This is a genomic window from Variovorax sp. LjRoot84 (genome assembly GCF_964254305.1).
In the GTDB taxonomy this organism is placed as follows: domain Bacteria; phylum Pseudomonadota; class Gammaproteobacteria; order Burkholderiales; family Burkholderiaceae_C; genus Variovorax.
Window position 1 is genome coordinate 972,033 of sequence record NZ_CAXUTE020000002.1, and the last position, 15,626, is coordinate 987,658.

The 15,626-nt window shown below is 66.1% G+C and carries 17 protein-coding genes; 8 read left to right on the forward strand and 9 right to left on the reverse strand.

Going from position 1 to position 15,626, the window contains the following annotated elements:
* Positions 1-76: 76 nt before the first annotated feature.
* Positions 77-1,528 (reverse strand): amidase, encoded by a 1,452-nt coding sequence (locus ACSQ9I_RS35315; RefSeq protein ID WP_436316623.1) that lies wholly within the window; start codon positions 1,526-1,528, stop codon positions 77-79.
* 143 nt (positions 1,529-1,671) lie between these two features.
* Between ACSQ9I_RS35315 and ACSQ9I_RS35320 the strand changes: the two genes are divergently transcribed.
* Both ACSQ9I_RS35320 and ACSQ9I_RS35325 read left to right on the forward strand, forming a co-directional pair.
* Positions 1,672-2,565 carry a LysR substrate-binding domain-containing protein gene (locus tag ACSQ9I_RS35320; protein ID WP_436316624.1) on the forward strand — a complete coding sequence of 298 codons (894 nt, stop codon included), beginning with the start codon at positions 1,672-1,674 and terminating at the stop codon, positions 2,563-2,565.
* A 347-nt stretch (positions 2,566-2,912) separates the two neighbouring features.
* Positions 2,913-3,122, forward strand: a complete 210-nt coding sequence (locus ACSQ9I_RS35325; RefSeq protein ID WP_436316625.1) for a hypothetical protein — start codon at positions 2,913-2,915, stop codon at positions 3,120-3,122.
* An 87-nt stretch (positions 3,123-3,209) separates the two neighbouring features.
* Here the strand turns inward: ACSQ9I_RS35325 and ACSQ9I_RS35330 are convergent, their stop codons facing one another.
* Positions 3,210-4,094, reverse strand: a complete 885-nt coding sequence (locus ACSQ9I_RS35330; protein ID WP_436316626.1) for an AAA family ATPase — start codon at positions 4,092-4,094, stop codon at positions 3,210-3,212.
* 225 nt (positions 4,095-4,319) lie between these two features.
* Between ACSQ9I_RS35330 and ACSQ9I_RS35335 the strand changes: the two genes are divergently transcribed.
* Positions 4,320-5,684, forward strand: a complete 1,365-nt coding sequence (locus tag ACSQ9I_RS35335) for an IS1380 family transposase (RefSeq protein WP_436298218.1) — start codon at positions 4,320-4,322, stop codon at positions 5,682-5,684.
* 204 nt (positions 5,685-5,888) lie between these two features.
* Here the strand turns inward: ACSQ9I_RS35335 and ACSQ9I_RS35340 are convergent, their stop codons facing one another.
* The 4 genes from ACSQ9I_RS35340 to ACSQ9I_RS35355 all read right to left on the reverse strand — a co-directional run bounded on the left by ACSQ9I_RS35340 (position 5,889) and on the right by ACSQ9I_RS35355 (position 8,909).
* Entirely contained in the window at positions 5,889-6,521 is a 633-nt protein-coding gene (locus tag ACSQ9I_RS35340) for a hypothetical protein (RefSeq protein WP_436316627.1), read from the reverse strand.
* A gap of 40 nt (positions 6,522-6,561) precedes the next feature.
* On the reverse strand, positions 6,562-6,969 hold the full coding sequence (locus tag ACSQ9I_RS35345) for a hypothetical protein (RefSeq protein WP_436316628.1): 408 nt from the start codon (positions 6,967-6,969) through the stop codon (positions 6,562-6,564).
* Positions 6,970-7,457: 488 nt separating this feature from the next.
* Entirely contained in the window at positions 7,458-7,958 is a 501-nt protein-coding gene (locus tag ACSQ9I_RS35350; protein ID WP_436316629.1) for a universal stress protein, read from the reverse strand.
* A gap of 108 nt (positions 7,959-8,066) precedes the next feature.
* On the reverse strand, positions 8,067-8,909 hold the full coding sequence (locus ACSQ9I_RS35355; protein WP_436316630.1) for a universal stress protein: 843 nt from the start codon (positions 8,907-8,909) through the stop codon (positions 8,067-8,069).
* A gap of 198 nt (positions 8,910-9,107) precedes the next feature.
* On the opposite strand from ACSQ9I_RS35355, the gene ACSQ9I_RS35360 reads away from it, so the two are divergent.
* From ACSQ9I_RS35360 to ACSQ9I_RS35380, 5 genes are all read left to right on the forward strand, one after another.
* Complete coding sequence (locus tag ACSQ9I_RS35360; protein ID WP_436316631.1) at positions 9,108-9,503, forward strand: hypothetical protein; 396 nt, start codon at positions 9,108-9,110, stop codon at positions 9,501-9,503.
* 116 nt (positions 9,504-9,619) lie between these two features.
* Positions 9,620-10,228 (forward strand): flavodoxin family protein, encoded by a 609-nt coding sequence (locus ACSQ9I_RS35365; RefSeq protein WP_436316632.1) that lies wholly within the window; start codon positions 9,620-9,622, stop codon positions 10,226-10,228.
* The gene (locus ACSQ9I_RS35370; protein WP_436316633.1) at positions 10,204-10,596 is read left to right on the forward strand and encodes a DUF302 domain-containing protein; all 393 of its coding nucleotides are present in this window, start codon (positions 10,204-10,206) and stop codon (positions 10,594-10,596) included. The genes ACSQ9I_RS35365 and ACSQ9I_RS35370 overlap by 25 nt, the downstream gene beginning before the upstream one ends.
* 49 nt (positions 10,597-10,645) lie before the next feature.
* Positions 10,646-11,161 carry a universal stress protein gene (locus ACSQ9I_RS35375; protein ID WP_436316634.1) on the forward strand — a complete coding sequence of 172 codons (516 nt, stop codon included), beginning with the start codon at positions 10,646-10,648 and terminating at the stop codon, positions 11,159-11,161.
* A gap of 186 nt (positions 11,162-11,347) precedes the next feature.
* The gene (locus tag ACSQ9I_RS35380) at positions 11,348-12,637 is read left to right on the forward strand and encodes a trypsin-like peptidase domain-containing protein (protein ID WP_436316635.1); all 1,290 of its coding nucleotides are present in this window, start codon (positions 11,348-11,350) and stop codon (positions 12,635-12,637) included.
* Positions 12,638-12,643: 6 nt separating this feature from the next.
* On the opposite strand, the gene ACSQ9I_RS35385 is transcribed toward ACSQ9I_RS35380, so the two are convergent.
* From ACSQ9I_RS35385 to acs, 3 genes are read right to left on the reverse strand one after another with little or no spacing between them, the layout of a single operon-like run.
* A complete protein-coding gene (locus ACSQ9I_RS35385; protein ID WP_436316636.1) occupies positions 12,644-13,228 on the reverse strand; it encodes an NAD(P)H-dependent oxidoreductase in 585 nt (194 codons plus the stop codon).
* A gap of 23 nt (positions 13,229-13,251) precedes the next feature.
* Positions 13,252-13,608 (reverse strand): c-type cytochrome, encoded by a 357-nt coding sequence (locus ACSQ9I_RS35390; RefSeq protein ID WP_436316637.1) that lies wholly within the window; start codon positions 13,606-13,608, stop codon positions 13,252-13,254.
* A gap of 19 nt (positions 13,609-13,627) precedes the next feature.
* On the reverse strand, positions 13,628-15,604 hold the full coding sequence (gene acs / locus ACSQ9I_RS35395; protein WP_436316638.1) for an acetate--CoA ligase: 1,977 nt from the start codon (positions 15,602-15,604) through the stop codon (positions 13,628-13,630).
* Positions 15,605-15,626 lie beyond the last annotated feature (22 nt).

Below are 15,626 nucleotides of genomic sequence, written 5' to 3' on the forward strand. Positions count from 1 at the left end.
CCGCACGACGGACTGAGGCGCCCCGCCCGGCTCATTTCCGCGGAGACTTGGCCTTGACCTCCAGAGACCCTTCGGCCTATGGCCGGCCTGCCCAAACCGCCGGACGCCGGGCGGCCCAGGGCATCGACTGCTCGAGCTGCCCGGCCAGCCGTAGCAGCAGGTCTTCACGCGCAAAGCCGGCGGTGAACTGGATGCCGATGGGCAAGCCGTGGCCCGGCGCCACCGCCACCGGCACGGACATCGCCGGTGTTCCCGCCACGTTGGCCGGCGGCGTGAAGGAGGCATGCCGGAAGACGCGTGCCGTCCACTCCAGGCCGCTCATGCGATCGGCGCCCTCGCTGTAGGTCGCAAGCAGCCCCGGCAGCTGCGGGAGCGTGGGCGTCATCAACACGTCCATCTTCGCGAACCATTCACCGACGGCGCGCGCGACGGTATTGCGCACTTCGAGCGCAGCGGCGAAGTCGACGGCGCTCGCGCTGCGGCCATAGCGATAGTTCGCGAGCGTGGAAGGCTCGAGAGTCGTCGCATCGATGGGGCGGCCGGTTGCGGCGGCAAGTCCGTCGATCCAGCGCACCAGCGTGGCGCACCAGATCTGCGCGTTGGCATGGACGAAGGCCTCCCACGACACGCCAAGTTCCGGCGTGGTCTCTTCGACATGATGGCCGAGCGACTGGAGGTGGCGCGCCGCGTCGCGCGTGGCCTGCGCAATAGGCTCCGACGTGGGCACGCCGTTCCACGAGTGGACCATCAGCCCGATGCGCAGCCTGCCAGGGTCGCGCCCCACGTCTGACAGGAAGCTGTCCGCGGGCGGTGCAGTGTAGTAGGGGTCGCCGACCGAATATCCCTGCACTGCGTCCATCAGGGCGGCGCTGTCGCGAACCGTGCGACTGACGCCGAGTTGCACGCCGAGGCCCGCGAACACTTCATCGAGGGCCGGGCCGTTGGACGTGCGGCCCCTCGTGGGCTTGAGGCCGAACAAGCCGTTGTAGGCAGCGGGCACGCGGATCGAGCCTGCTGCATCCGTTGCATGCGCCATCGGTACCACGCCCGCCGCGACGGCTGCGCCGGAGCCACCGCTGGAGCCGCCCGCGCTGAGGCGGGTGTCCCAAGGGTTGCCGGTCGCCCCTTGCAATGCGGACTCTGTTTCCGTGCTGAAGGCCATTTCGGGCGTCGTCGTGCGGCCGATGGTGACCAAGCCGGCCTTCCTGAAATGGCGCATGAGACTCGAGTCGCCAGATGCGACCACACCCTTGGCCAGCCGGCTGCCGAGTTCGTTCTTCCTGCCTGCCATCTGGATGGCGAGATCCTTGATCAGAAACGGCACGCCAGCGAGTGGGCTGCTGGTCGCCTGCGCGGCCAGGTCCGATTCTTCAGGCGCCCAGTGCTCGACCACGGCATTGATTCGGGGGTTCACGGCATCCGCCGCGGCCCTTGCGAGCGCAGCAAGTTCTGCCGGCCGGATTTCGCCGGCAGCGACGAGCTGTCCCAGGCCAACGGCGTCGTAGGTCGTGTATTCGCTCAGGTTCATGGTGTTTCTCCAGAAGGTGGAGCACCAAAGATAGGGAAAGCGAGCCGTTTTGATTAGCCCACTCGGACGGCAAGAGCTGGACCATGAATGGGACAATGCCGGACGTGCGTACCGTCGAGGGGACGTTGATCATGGCAAGAGATATGAACGACACGCTCGTGTTCGTCCGGGTGGTACAGGAAGGCAGCTTCACCGCCGCGGCGCGCGCACTGCAGGTCCCCAAGACCACGGTCAGTCGACGCGTCTACGAACTGGAGAAGTACATGGGCGCGCAGTTGCTACGGCGCACAACGCGCAAGCTGAGCCTGACCGAAGCGGGAGCGATCTATTTCGAGCAATGTCGAGCCATCGCCAGCACACTCGAGGCCGCCGAGGGTGCAGTGCACCAACTGCGCGACGGCCCGCGCGGGTGGCTGCGGGTGACCATGCCCTACTCGTTCGGCGTGAGCTGGTTCGCCCCGCTGCTCCCCGGTTTCCGCGCGAGCTACCCCGACGTGAGGCTGGAGATCCTGGCCTCGCACGCGACGCTCGATCTGGTCGAGGACGAGATCGACATTGCATTGCGCCTCGGCGAGTTGCCGGACTCCAGCCTCGTGGCACGGCGACTCGCGAGCTTTCCTTCCGGCACCTTCGCAAGCCCTGCATACCTTCGGCGCGCGGGAGCACCCCAGACGCCTGAAGCCCTGCGCGATCATCCGACACTGGCGCTGCATCAGGCGCGTCGCGACGTCGGCTATGTGTGGCCGCTGCGAAAGGGCAGCGGCAAACCCCGCGGCTACCTGATCGACCCGGTCGTTGTGGCGAGCGATCCGGCTCTGCTCTATGACGCTTTGTGCCAAGGGGAAGGCATCTCACTGGCTATGGAACAGAGCATGGCGATGGATGTCAAGGCGCGCCGCTTGATGCGCGTTCTGCCACAGTGGATCGGCCCGCCGCAGGATCTCAATGCGCTTTCCTCACGGGAGCGGATGCCGTCTCCGAAGGTGCAGGCATTCATCTCCTATCTCAAGGAAAGGCTCAGGTTCGACGGGGTCTGAGTGCGCGCATGCAGAGAGGCGATCTTTATTGATTTGCGCGGTGGTCTATATTCTTGTCGACGAACCTTATTGGGATCAGGAGCGCAGCGCATTCTGCGTACTCGCCGGCGCCCGCACTGCTGGGTCCGTGCTCAGGAGATCGAGTCGGAGGCGCGGCGGGTCCCGTCTCGGAGATCCGCGAGCCTCGCGCCCGCCTTGGCGTTCGAATGATGAGACAGACGGTTCACGCAATGTTTCCTACGGATGCGCCGCATTGACGGTACGGCTAAGCGGGCGATCTAGATTGAGGCCGTGCCTCACCGCTTTCCTACCCTCTTCCAGAAGCGAGGCGCGCCAAGGAGACTGTGATGAACGCCTCGCATGCATCCAGCGGATACGAACTGCGCTTCCGCCCACTCTTCGCCGACCGACGCGCCTACGCCTTCCCGTGCGACGCGGCAGGCCATGTCGACATGGATTCGCTTGGTGAACGTGCGCTCAACAACTATCTCTATGCGCGCGCCATGATGGGACACGAGCTTTCGTGGCCGGACGTGATTTCGAGCCTTCCACATTGAGCGCCGCCGCCGGCGGGCGCTGGCGACCCATCCTCCGCGTCGAATGAGAATCAGGTGCGCCCGACTCCGGCGCGCCGCCAGCTCAAGTCACGGGGACAGCGCAAGCCAACGCGCGCTCAGCGCAGCCGTATCCACCGGCTCGTCCGTGACGACTTCAAGCGCGAGGGCGCACTCGTCGTGATCCAGGGGCTCGTGGGTGGCAAGCTGCCGCTCCAGCACGGCCAAGGTCGCTTCGGACGCATCGCGTCCCTCGGCGTCGCGCGCCAGCACTCGCCGACGCAACTGCGTTTCGGCCGCGCGGCAACGAAGAATCGAGAACGGCACACGCAGCTCGGCCGCCAAGGCCCGGAATGCCAGCCGCTCGTCGCGGCGCAGGAAGGCCGCGTCGACGATCACGGGGTAGCCGGCCTGCAGCGCCGTGCGCGCGCACTCGGCCAAGCGGGCCAAAGTGCGCTGCGTCGCGTCCTGCGTGTAGATCTCGGCATGCTGATCGGCTGAACGTTGCTGCGCCCCGAGTCCGAAGAGGCGTTTGCGCTCGACGTCTGACCGGATGCGGATCGCGCCCGCAGCCGCCAGCAGCGCCGCGGCCATGGTCGACTTTCCCGAGCCGGACAACCCGTGCGTGATCATCAGGCGCGGCGCGTCGCCCGGGGTCTGCGCAAGCTGTCCCGCACAGGCCAGGTAGTCCGGCTCGACGGGCGGCGCAACATCAGCGCCTGCGCGCGCGCGCAGTCGGCAGACCAGTGCGCGCACCAGGGCCCGGTACACCTCGTAGAAGCGCAACACCGGCACACCGGCGTAGTCGCCGCTGTACTGCAGGTACGCGTCGAGAAAGCGGAACGCGAGATCCTTGCGACCATGCGCCTTCAGGTCCATCGTGAGAAACGCGACGTCGCTCGTCACATCGATCCAGCGCAGCGCAGGATCGAATTCGATGCAGTCGAAGGCGGTCAGATGGCCATCGATCAGCACCACGTTGGCCAGATGAAGGTCGCCATGGCATTCGCGCACCGCACCGCTGCGCTGCCGCGCAAACCAGGCCGTGCGCAGTGCCTTCCCTTGCTCCCTGGATCCGTGAGCTCACGAGCGAAAGTGGTTCACCCTGCGGGTGCGGGTGATTCGAGGTAGTTTGGTAAACGCGAGACAGGTGCGGCGCGTTCATGCTGCTGTTGCAAACGCAGTCCCTGAATCTTTCGAATGCGCCCCTTCATCGTCAAGCAACTCGACTACGACCTTACGCCGGTGGCCGGCCTGGCGCTGGTGGGTCATTATCTGAATCGACTCGCACCGGTGTTCAAGCAACTCGATGCCGCATTGCCCGTGAGAAGTGGCGTTGCCAACAGCGACATCCTGCGCAGCTACCTGGGCCTGCTGGTGCAAGGCAAGTCGGACTTCGATGCGATCGAGAACTTCCGCGGCGATGCCTTCTTCAAGCAGGCGCTGGGCATCAAGCTGCTGCCCTCCAGCCCGACGCTGCGCCAGCGCATGGACGCCCGCGCTGTCGAGCTGTTTGACTTCCTGCCAGTGCTGATCGAGACGCTGCTGTCCGACGTGCGGCTCGACTATGGCGTCTTGCCTTGCGGCTGGCTGGCGCTGGACGTGGACACCTTCGCGATGGACAACGGCGGCACTGTCAAGGACGGCGTGGGCCGTACCTATGCAGGCGTCGATGGCTACTGTCCGCTGGCGGCGTACCTCGGCTCGCACGGGTTCTGCCTGGAGCTGGCGCTGCGCCCGGGCGTGCAGCACTCGGCGTCGGAGACGCAATTCAACTTCGAGCGTGTGATCCCGATGGCGCAGCGCCTGAGTGCGGCCGGTCCGAAGGCGCCGATCCTGGCGCGGCTGGACGCGGGCTTCGACTCCACAGCGCTGATGCGCGAGATCGAGTCGTACAACCGCGCAGGCGTGCCGCAGCTGAACTGGCTGATCAAGTGGAACCCGCGCACGAGCGACGTGGCGGCGCTGGCCGAGCGGCTTGAGGCCGACGCCACCACGCTCTGGGAGCATCCCCGCGCGGGCAAACGCGTGACGCTGTGGGAACAGGCGCTGGAGATCGAAGGCATCGAGCGGCCCCTGCGCCGCGTGCTGCGCCTGACCGAGCGCACCATCGATGCGCAGGGCCAGTTGTTGATCGAGCCCAAGCTCACGCTGGAGGGCTGGAGCACGAGCCTGAGCGCCAAACAGTTCGATGCGAAAGCCGTCATCGCGCTGTACGCCGACCACGGCACGCATGAGCAGTTCCACTCCGAATTCAAGACCGACCTCGATCTGGAGCGGCTGCCCTCGGGCAAGTTCGACACCAATTACGTCGTGTGCGAGCTGGCTGCGTTGGCGATGAACATCCTGCGCTTGATGGGCCAGGCCGGCCTGCATGGGCCGGATGCGCCGGTGCGCCATGCGGCCAAGCGCCGGCGCATCAAGACCGTGATGCAGGAACTCGTTTACCGCGCCGGGCGACTCATCGAACATGGTCGGCAATTGATCCTCGGGCTGGGGGCCAATGACCGTGCAGCAAGGGCCTTCGCGCGCGTACACGGCGAGTTGTTTGCCGCGTGCGGATAGCGCGACGCAAAGACGCCTGTTACTCCCCACGGATTCCAAAATCGTGCGTCCAACGCACGTTGCGGCGTCGGTGATGTGCCGCCAACCAAGTTCGAAGGCACAAACCACTTGCCCCGTGGAGCCAACTTGCCGGCGTCGTCCGTGTGCGCGGGCATCATCGGTCGCGATCTCGTGGCAGTGGGCATCACAGTCGAGCAGACTCGCTCAGCTCGTCACTGAGCTCACGGATTCAGGTTGCTCGAAAACCCAAGCCTGCAGATCTCTTGTGCGCTTCGCGCCACCATCGGCGCGCAGACGTGCCAATGCATCGACTGCCGGGCGACCCACCTGGGCCGGAGCACCGAGCTCGGACGCCGGCGCGGCAATCTGTGCCTGCGCGTGGAAAGCAGCCAGCCGTTGCGCGAACTGTTCAAGGCAGCCATCCTCCAGCCGTCCGGCCGGTAGCAGGCGTTGCAGCAATGCATCCTCGGGAAAACGCCGCATGCAGACGACGAAGTCGATGGGATCGCCGGCACCCAGGCGCGGAGCCTGCGTGGTGCCGGTCACCGGCACCACGCCGAGGTACAGCGAAGGCGCAAGCCGCCGGTTGAGGCGCACTTCCTCCTCGCAGAAGTGCTTGCGTGCCACGAGCGTGCTGAAGTCGACGAAACCCAGGGAGACGGGCTTCTTCAGCTTGTAGGCCATCTGCGCGGTCAGCAGCACCCAGGAGATATGGGTCTCCACCAGCGAGACCGCTTGGCCGGTGTCCGACTGCAGGCGCTCGCGCAGCGCCGTCACCAGCGTACGGTCTGCTGCGACGGCCGCGGAATCCGGCGACTTCATGCCAACAGTGTCCATGGCCTGGCTCCACCCGTTCCGAACGTGGGATCGGCCGAGACTACTTCGCCTTGCGCTTCTTGCCGCGTCTGACCTTCTCCTTGACCTGCTGCTGATTGGCCTTGTGCAACAACTGTTTCTCGAACTCCCCGATCGCCGACCTGTCATGCGCGTAGCTGATGACACGGTAGACGTGGCGGGCGACGTTGCCACTTCCCACGTTGCAGATGACCGTGTCGTTCTCGCCATCGAAATCGGGGGCCTCTTGGCCGAGCCAGTCGTGGTTCTCTATGGTAGTTTCGATGCGGCAATCTGCCGGCAGCCCGATGCCCATCCTCCTGAGAAACTCCCGCGGCTTCCCGAGATAGGCCTTGAATTCCAGGGGCGTGCACTCCCAGAAATGGGCATTGAAAGGTTCAGCCCGAATGATTTTGGACCGGGCGGAGAAATCGACGATCTTTGTGGGCATGCTCAGGCTCCTGGACAGCTTGAAGGAACAAGAAGGAGGCGGTCGCCCCGATGGCAAGCTGTTGGCTCAACATCGACGCGCGAAAGGTCTCATCGCCCAGTTTCTTCGCAGGACCGGATGGCGGCCTTGACGCGCATCAAGGGCCACATCGATCACGAAGCAGCCGCGTCCCGGTGCGGCTGCCACGTTCCTGCGAGCCGCGACCGTGTGCCGATCGCCGACGCAGCCGCCAGCGCAGCCGGGATCAACAACAGTACCCCAAAATCGTGGAACCGATCGCGGACACGCCGCATCGGGCTTTGCGGGTCACCTCGGACAGCCGATTCTTGCCGGGATGGCCCTGCCGCCGCGCCGCCCGTTCAGCCGGCAGGCCAATCTGCGGCTCCACCTCCGGGTGCAAGGCCGGGGTTTCCGCAGAATGCAGGCGCGCGTTGACAATCGCGAGACCTGGGGCCCGCCCCCAATGCCACTGGCTGGCGCATCCCGTCTCACACCTCGGCCGTTTCGTGCGGCGCCGCTGCGCGGCTTGCTTCGCCGTCTGCCTGGTGGGCATTGACCAGCAGCACCGGGATCGGTGAGATGCGCAGTACCTGCTCCGCATCGCTGCCCAGCAGCACACGCCCGACGCCGTGGCGGCCGTGCGTGCCGATCACGATGAGTTCGGCGTTCCAGGCCCTCGCCTGCTCGGCGACAAGTTCCGATACGCGACCCGCAAGCGAGGTGAAGAGCACTGTTTCCGCCTCGATTCCGGCGCGCTGCGCACGCTCCCTCCCCTGCCGGAGAATCTGCTCGCCCGCTGCTTCCATCAGCGGGACCACGTCCGAACTGTAGGCGGCGAAGGTCTCGAAGCCGGTCACATACTTCAGCTCGTCCACGACGTGGACGAGCCTCACCGTCGCGCCCGTGAGCTTGGCCAGACGAAGGGCCTCATCCAGGCCACGCAGGGAGGTCGGGCTGCCATCGATGGGAACCAGAATGCGTTGGTACATGACTATCACTCGAGTGGGGCGGTAAGAGTTCGCTATCAGTTTCAGCGCCAGGCGGCCCCTCGACCTTGATGCACGTCAACTCAAGGCCGCGCTGTCGCACGCGCCCGCTCAATGCGCCATCAGGATTGGAAAGGTCATATGCGCGAGGATCTGCTGCGTGACGCCGCCGAGCACCATCTCGCGCAGGCGCGAGTGGCCATAGCCGCCCATCACCATCAGGTCGGCGCCGAGATCGCAGGCCCGCGAAAGCAGCGCGGCGGCGATGTCGATCTCGATCACGTCCTCCTCAGCCGTCGCCTTGATGCCATGCCTCTGGAGCCACTGGAGCGTTTCGGCAACAAGCAGTCGCGCCGGCTCATGAGGCTCGCCGAGCCTGCGGCAGAAAACGAGCTTCACCTGGCGCGCCTTGGCTAGCAGCGGCAACGCAGCGCGCATCGCCACCGCCGACGCGCGGGATCCATCCCACGCGACGAACACGTTCTTCGCTTTCGGCTCGGCGCTTCCCGCGTAGGGCACGACCAGCACAGGACGACCGGCCTGCAGCATCACGCGCGGCACGAGGCCGTGCGCCGGCGCGTCCGACCTCGCGGAGCGATCTTCCTGGCCTAGCACGATCAGGTCGCTCGAGCGACCATGCTGCACGATGGCATCGACCGCCGTCCCATCGGTCAGTCGAATCTCGTGCGACACGGGAATCGGCCCGGACACCCGGACCTTGAAACTTTCGCTGATCGCCTCCGCGCGCCGGCGCAGATGGTCCGCCGATTCGGCAATGAAGTCGGTGACACCCGGTGGGATCGCATTCGCGGGAATGACGCCGTCGTACAAACCAGTCGGCACGAGGCCGATCAGGTGGCTGCCGTGCGCCCTGGCGAGCCCGGCCGCGAACGCGACGCGGGCGGAACACCTCTCCGTGTGGTCCAGGTGGACGAGGATGGTCTTGAAGTCCATGGGTCATCCTTTCGAAGATGTTCGCATCCTCGATCACTTCTCGTGCACCCACCTTGACGGCGATCAATGTGCAGCGCGCCCAGTCGACGGCTCGAACGCTGGAAGCTTGATCCAGCGCAACAACCTGCACGCCACAACGATGGAACATGTCAAGCGTTCGGGGCGAAACAGGAAAGGCGCCCAGGTCGCGCAGCCGACATGGCAACCGAGCACTTTCGTCGTTCGCTCCTTGGCTTCAAGACTGAAGGAGATCCGGCGATGTGCATGAATCTCTTGGGAATGCTCGCTGACGCGAAGCTGCCGCTCACCATTACCGACAAGGCCCTCATTGACCGGTTGCGGATGCTTGACGCCATGGGATACGTCAAGGCATTCATTCCGGCCGTCCACGTCGACTGCGACAACTGCGCGCGTCAGGATCCCGCCATCGCCCTAGAGGTCACACCACGCGGTCGAAAGGCGTTGAGCGACGAGCAGAGTCTAGAGGCCGCGCAGGTGCAGCGGCCAGCACAGATGCTGCCGCAGGGGGAGCCGTCGCGCGGCGCCCATCTGGCCTGGTGGCACGGCGGCAGGAGACTTCGATCCGGCGCTTGACGAGAGGCAATGGACGGCGCGCGCATCGCGTTCGCCCCTTGATTCAGCGCAAGGCATCTGCCGTGTTTGACTCCTACATTGATTACGCATCAACGCATCAACGCAGCGGAGACAGCATGACCAAAGTTCTCGTCGTCAGCTATTCCTATACGGGCACTTCCCGCCGGGTGGCGCAACTTCTGCGCGATCAGCAAGGCTGGGAAGTCGCCGAGATCGCGGAGGTCCGCCCGCGCAGCGGCGCGTTCGGGAACTTGCGTTGTCTTCTCGATTCCCGGTTCCGACGCTGTCCGGAGATTCGGTATGACGGCCCGCTGCCCAGGCACTTCGACACGGTGGTGCTGGTGTCCCCCATCTGGGGACTGCAACTTGCCGGACCGATGCGCAGCTTCGTCACGAGGCGACGCGATCACCTGCCCGATGTAGCCGTGGTGTCGGTCATGGGCGGCCGCGGTGCGCCCAATGCCGTTGCCGAGATCGGCCGCATCATCGGTCGTGCTCCCATCCTGAGCATCGCGCTCACCATGCAAGAGGTCAACGACGGAAGCTGCGCCTCCCGCCTCCAGACATTCGGCACGGCGGTGCGGCACGCCCGTGTGCAAGGCAGAGGAATCGGTCGTGCAGACGATCAACTTGTCGCCTCGGTCGGACCGATGCGCGCGGTCCAACCTAGCCAAGCATCTGCAACTGCTCGAAATATTCCATGTACGGCTTCACCATCACGCTGAGCCACGCACCCTTCGACGAGGTCGTGGCCAAGGTCATTGATGCGCTCAGGGGTGAAGGCTTCGGCGTCCTCAGCGACATCGACATGCAGCGCACGATGAAGGACAAGCTCGACATCAGAACGCATCCGTATCGCATCCTTGGCGCCTGCCACCCGCGGCTCGCGCACCGAGCCTTGCAAGCCGAACCCGACATCGGTCTGCTGCTGCCGTGCAATGTGGTGGTGCGCGAAGAGGGACCTGAACGCGTGATCGTCGGTTTTTTGAATCCGCAGACCATGGTCGGACTGACGAGCGCCAAGGAGATCCAGGCGATCGCCGACGATGCGGAGCAGCGCCTGCGTCGCGCGGGCGCACGCCTGTGCGCCTAGAAAATTGATCTGGCGCAAAGGTCCACGCGAGCCACAGGCCAAGAATGGTTTGCTCGCCCGCATGGCCGGTGGCGAGCACCCTCCTGATGCGGCCGGCAAGGAACACCCCATGTACCAACACATTCTGGTCCCTCTGGACGGCAGTGCAACTGCAGAGCGTGGCTTGCGCGAAGCGATGCGGCTCGCCGCCGAGCAGAAGGGGAAACTGCGTCTGCTGCATGTCATCGACAACCTTCCGATGCTGATGGACATGGCGGCAGCCTCCAGCTTCGAGACGACGATGCGCGAAGTTCGTGCGTACGGCGAGGCGCTGCTGGCCAAGAGCCGCAAGACTGCCACCGAGGCAGGCGTGGAGACCGAGACCGTCTTGCGCGAAGTCATGCAGGGCCGCGTCGCAAATGTCGTGGTGGACGAGGCCGGGAAATCCGGTTGCGACCTGATCGTCATGGGCACGCACGGTCGCCGCGGCTTCAGCCGCCTGGCGCTGGGCAGCGACGCCGACCTGGTGGTACGCAGCAGCCCCGTGCCGGTTCTGCTGGTGCGCAACGAGCCGGTCGACACCTGAGCCAGCGGCCCCGTGCTTCGGATCACCGCCCTTCTTCCCGCCTTCGGACTCGCGTGCCTTCTCGGCGCGTGTGCCGCGAGCCTTGGGCCAACGCCTGCGGCAAGCGCCGGGGGCGATGTCGCCGCACCGGCCGCGCCTGCCGCGCCTGTCTTCTCGTCGCTCGTGGCGAGCCGCAGCGCCACCGTGGTGGACATCAGTACCCTGCGCATCGGGCGCGACGAAGGTCGCGAAGATATCGAGCTGGAATTCGCGCCCGAGAACGATTTCGCCGACCGCCTGGCCTGGCCGCTGCCAGCGAGCGTGCGGCTCAGCGAGATCCGCGACCTCGCCTCGGGCGTGATTCTCACGAGCGACGGGCTGATCCTCACCAGCGCGCACGTGATCGCCAACGTCGACGAGGCGCAGGTCCGCCTCGACAACGGCCGCCGCTTCTCGGCCCGCGTGGTCGGTGTCGACAGACGCACCGACGTCGGGCTGCTGAAGATCGACGCAGCCGGCCTGCCCGTCGCCGTCATCGGCGACTCCTCGCACCTGGCGCCGGGCGACTGGGTGGCCGCCATCGGTGCGCCGTTCGGATTCCATAGCAGCGTGACGACGGGCGTGGTCAGCGCCACGAACCGCTTCATCGGCGGTGGCGGCGAGATTCCCTTCATCCAGACCGACGTCGCCATCAATCCCGGCAGTTCAGGCAGCCCCTTGTTCAACGGCCGCGGCGAGGTCGTCGCCATCAACTCGATGATCTACAGCGGCAGCGGCGGCTACATGGGGCTGTCCTTTGCCGTACCTATCAACCTGGCGATGAGGATCGTCACCCAGCTGCGCACGGTCGGCGTGGTTCAGCGCGCGCAACTCGGCGCCGAGTTCCAGGAGATGACGCCCGCGCTGGCGCAGTCTTTCGCGCTGCCCGACGTGGCCGGCGCCCTGGTGGTGCGGGTGGATGCAGGCAGCCCCGCCCAGGCGGCCGGCCTGCTCCGAGGCGACATCGTCAGGGCGTTCGACGGTGTCCGGATCGTGCATTTCTCCGAGTTGCTGCAGCAAGTATCGAACCGCCCGGCCGGCGCCCAAACCAGGCTGGACGTGTGGCGCCATGGGACAAAGCGCACGCTCTGGGCCATCCTCGGCCACCAGCCCCCGATCAAGACTTTCGCGCGCAACGACGTTGAGCGTGAACGCAGCGGCGTCCTGGGGCTGAGCCTGAGCGAAGTCCCGGCAGCGCTGCGCCACCAGCTGCGCATCGACGGCGGCCTGCTGGTCCGCGAAGCTACCGGCGCTGCACGCAGCGAAGGCATCCGCTCAGGCGACCTCATCGTCGCCATCAACGACACCCGGCTCGAGCGCGTCGACGATTTCGCCCGCACGCTGGCGCAGATGCCGCCCGGCCAGACGATCGCGCTGCTGGTGATGCGCGACAGAAGGCTGGCCTACGTGCCGGTCCAGCTCCCCGCGCAGCGCCAGCGCAGCCAGCCGTTGCGTTGAGAGACCTCAGGCGGCCCGGTGCCCCAGATCGTGCATCCGCTCCATCCATTGCGCGCGGCGGCCGGCGTCCATCGCTTCGACCGCGCCGATCAGGGTGTCGCGCACCGGCGCGACCCCGACGAAGCCGAGGATGCTGCGCTTCAATGCCTTGAGGCTGTGGGCACGGAAGTACCAGCGGTAGAGGATGGCAGGCATCCCCATCGTGATCACGATTCGCGCGCTGCGGCCGCTCAGCGGCCTGCCGGGCCTGCTCCCCCCATCGGCGAACAAGCCGACAGCCGGCCGCATGACCTGCTCCATGAATCCCTTCAGCAACGCCGGCATGCCACCGAGCCAGAGCGGGAAGAAGAAGACCAGATGCTCGGCATCCTTGATGGCCAGCTGGGAGGCCATCAGGCTCTGCGGCAGCGTGCCCTTGTCCCAGTCGCTCTTGCTGCGCAACAGAGGAAAGTCGAGCTGGCCGACATCGATCGTCTCGACCACATGCCCCGCGCTGCGAGCCCCTTGCGCATACGCCTCGCTCAGGGCATGGCATAGATGGGGGGTGGAGCCATCGGGATGGCCCTGAATGATGAGGATGCGCTTCGCCATGTGCAACGCCTGACGGGGCCGGCTCAGTTCGAGGCCGGCCTGTTGCGGCTCCTGTGTGCCGCTGGCACCAGCACGCCCACCGTATTGGATGCCGGCTTGAATCCATAGAAGCTGTCGTTCAGGTGCCGCGTGACCTCAAGCACATCCTGTTCGCTCCAATCGAGCGCCGCCACCGCTTGCCAGCGCCGCACCTGCAGCTTGAGGCTATTCCAGTCGGTGGCCAGCTTCCTGTCGCGCCAGTGCACCTGCGTGGTGTGGCAGGCAATGCAATGGGTCGCGTAGAGCAGCTCGCCGCGCGATTGAGCGCTTGCCGTGGGCGCGCCGGCCAGCGCGCCGGCCAGCACGCATGCTGCCAGCAGCGCCGATGCGGGGCTTCCCATTCGCGTCACGGCATGCCGCTCAATGCGCCTCCGACAACTGGTCCAGGATGGCCGGGTTCTCCAGCGTGGAGATGTCCTGGGTGATGGCCTCGCCCTTCGCCACCGAACGCAGCAGGCGGCGCATGATCTTGCCGCTGCGCGTCTTCGGCAGGTTGTCGGCGAAGCGGATGTCCTTGGGCTTGGCGATCGGCCCGATCTCCTTGCCGACCCAGTTGCGCAGTTCGATCGCCAGCTTCCTCGCCTCTTCGCCCGTCGGCCTCGGGCGCTTGAGCACGATGAAAGCACAGATGGCCTCGCCGCTCGTGTCGTCCGGCCGGCCAACCACCGCCGCTTCGGCAACGAGATCGGTGCACGACACCAGCGCCGACTCGATTTCCATCGTGCCCATGCGATGGCCGCTGACGTTCAGCACGTCGTCGATGCGACCTCCGATCGTGAAGTAACCCGTTTCCGGATCGCGCGCCGCGCCGTCGCCCGCGAGATAGTAGCCCCGCAGTTCGGGCGGGTAGTAGCTCGATTGGTAGCGGGCATCGTCGCCCCAGATCGTGCGGATCATGCCGGGCCAGGGCTTCTGGATGACCAGGAGGCCGCTCTGCCCGTTGGGCAGGTCGCCGCCGGTCTCGTCGACGATCGCGGCCATGATGCCGGGGAACGGCAGCGTGCAGGAGCCCGGCACCAGCGCCGTGGCGCCCGGCAGCGGGGTGATCATCTGGCCGCCGGTTTCGGTCTGCCACCAGGTGTCGACGATCGGACAGCGGCCGCCCCCCACGTGCTTGTGATACCACTCCCAGGCCGCCGGGTTGATCGGCTCGCCGACCGAGCCGAGGATGCGCAGGCTCGTCAGGTCGTGCCTGTCCGGGTGCACGGCGGCGTTTGCCTCCGCCGCCTTGATCAGCGAACGGATGGCGGTCGGCGCGGTATAGAACACCGTCACCTTGTGCCTTTCGATCATCTTCCAGAAGCGGGCGGCATCGGGATAAGTCGGCACGCCTTCGAACACCACCTCGGTCGCGCCGATGGCCAGCGGCCCATAAGTGATGTAGGTGTGGCCGGTGACCCAGCCGATGTCGGCCGTGCACCAGAACACATCGTCGTCGTGCATGTCGAAGGTCCACTTCATCGTCGCCGCGGCCTGCACCAGGTAGCCGCCGCTGCTGTGCTGCACGCCCTTGGGCTTGCCGGTGGAGCCCGAGGTGTAGAGCAGGAACAGCGGATGCTCGGCACCCACCCATTCGGGTTCGCAGGTGTCGGACTGCGCATCCATGATCTCGTGCATCCACAGGTCGCGCGCCTGCCAGGCGATCGCGCCGCCGGTGCGGCGGTAGACGATCACCTCGCGCACCGTTTCGCAGCCGCCGAGCGCCAGGGCTTCATCGGCCAGCGCCTTCAACGGCAGTGCCTTGCCGCCGCGCATCTGCTCATCGGCGGTGACGAGGACCACTGCGCCGGTATCGGCAATGCGGTCGCGCAGCGAATGCGCCGAAAAGCCGCCGAAGACCACGGAATGCACCGCCCCCAGGCGCGCGCAGGCCTGCATGGCCACCACGGCTTCGACCGACATGGGCATGTAAATGACCACGCGGTCACCCTTTTTCACGCCCAGGCTCTTCAGCGCATTGGCCATGCGGCAGGTCCGCGCCAGCATTTCGGCGTAGCTCGTGCGCGTGACCTTGCCGTCGTCGGCTTCAAAGATGATCGCGGTCTTCTCGCCGAGGCCGGCGGCGACCTGCCGGTCCAGGCAGTTGTACGAGACGTTCAAAGTACCGTCACCGAACCATTCGTAATGCGGCGCCTTTGCGCTCTCGAGCACCGTCGTGAAGGGTGTCTTCCACTGCACGAACTCGCGCGCCAGGCGCGCCCAGTAGCCCTCATAGTCGGCTTGCGCCTCGGCCACGAGCGCGTCATAGGCCGCGCGGCCCGCGACGTGGGCCGCGCGCGCCAGGGCCTCCGGCGGCGGATAATGCTTGGAATGCTGGGCGTTGTCCTGCGTGCTCATGCGTAGCTCCTGTTGGGTTCGG